Source organism: Chloroflexota bacterium (assembly GCA_015478725.1).
GTDB lineage: Bacteria > Chloroflexota > Limnocylindria > Limnocylindrales > CSP1-4 > C-114.
This window is the reverse complement of the sequence record JADMIG010000106.1, coordinates 1-1,527: the sequence shown is the minus strand read 5'-3', so window position 1 is coordinate 1,527 and position 1,527 is coordinate 1. Positions and strand designations below refer to the sequence as shown.

Annotated in this window: 1 protein-coding gene; it reads right to left on the bottom strand. The window is 67.6% G+C overall.

Features of this window, described 5'->3' with window-relative positions; genetic code table 11:
- Nucleotides 1-8: 8 nt before the first annotated feature.
- A complete protein-coding gene (locus tag IVW53_15960; protein MBF6607058.1) occupies nt 9-1,328 on the bottom strand; it encodes an IS66 family transposase in 1,320 nt (439 codons plus the stop codon).
- Nucleotides 1,329-1,527: the final 199 nt, after the last annotated feature.

Sequence of the window (1,527 nt, the reverse complement as noted above, 5' to 3'; positions counted from 1 at the left end):
GTAGTAGGTCAGGCAGACTCCGGATAGAGTGGCTGGCCAGCGAAGACCGTGTTGAGGGCAGCCAAGAGCGCCTGGCCCTGCTTGCGCAAGGTCGCCAGATAGCCGCGGATCGTCGCGTAGGCGTCCGCGCCCCCCTCGCTGCGGAAGCAGCCGGAGACCTTTTGCTGGATCTTGAGCCCGCGCAGATCGCGTTCCGCCTGATTGTTGTCGAAGGGAACCGTCAGATCATCCAGGAACGCGAGCACCTGCTCCTGCTGGAGCGTGAGCCGTTCGAGCAAGTTGCGGGCGGGCGACTGCGCCAGCCGGCCGCGCTGGCCGGGTTGGCGCTCGTGGTCTGGGGGTGGCGGGTTGGCGGCGAGTCCAACTCTCAGCAGCTCCTGGTAGCGGACGACGAAGTCCTCTCGCGCGGTTGCTGACAGGCGGAGGTGTCCGCCGGTGCGGGCCTGGTCGGTGGCGGCTTTCATCTCGCGCAGGAGCGCTTTCATGTCGGCGGCCCACGCTTGGTGATACTGTTCCTCGACGAAGGTCAGTTCCCGCAGATGGTGGACATTGCACAGCGCATGGCGGCAGTTGGCATAGCGGCGATAGCTGCCCCACCCATCATGCACACTCACCCCCTGGTAGTTGGGCAGGATGCCGATGGCATCGATCGCCTCGTGTCCGCGCTTGGTGTGGATGGCGTAGTGGGTGAGCCGACCGGTACTCGTCACGTGCGCCCAGGCCAATGCCCCAGCGCGGCGCACGCCGGTCTCATCACTGTGCAGCACCGGCGCCCGGGCGAGCGTCGCCTTGATCTGCTGCTCCACTGGCCCCAGGACCCGCGCTGCCTGCTGGATCCAGCCCACCAGCGTGCCTCGGGCCAGGCGCACACCGAACAGATCGGCGAGCAGCTGCTGGACACGGCCCAAAGGGACGTGTTGCTGTTCGACCAGGTAGACGGCCAGGGCGCGCACCCGCGAGCCGTACTGCGCGCGGCTGGACACCTCAGGCGGGAAGGCACCCACGCTGACATGTGCACACTGGGGGCAGCGCACATGCAGCGTCTGATGCTCGCTCACCACCAGGCGCACCACGGGCGGCAGCTCCTGCACCTGCCGCCGCTCGCGCAGCACCACCTCGGCGTCCGCGAGTGACGTCTGGCACTGGGGGCAAGAGGCGGGGCGATGCTCAACCACCCCATCCGGCGGCGCCACCAGGTGCAACGTCTCGCCCCGATGGCCCAGTTGGCCGCCCGCCTTCTTGCCACTCTTGACCCGCAGACTCTTGGCCTTGCGCTTGAGCCCATCACTGCTGGGCGGCTTGGAGCTGTTGTGGCTGTCTTTGGCCAGCCGCGCCTGAACCGCCCGCACCTGGGCTGCCAACTCCTCGACCTGCGCGCGCAGCCCCGGCAGCTCACTCACCTGTGTCCGCAGCACGGTGGTCTCGGCCCGCAAGACCGCGTTCTCGGCTTCCAGGTCGGCCAAGCGCTCTTCTATCGTCCTCATGCCTCTATGCTACACCGCTGTGCAAGTCCGCCTGACCTACTAC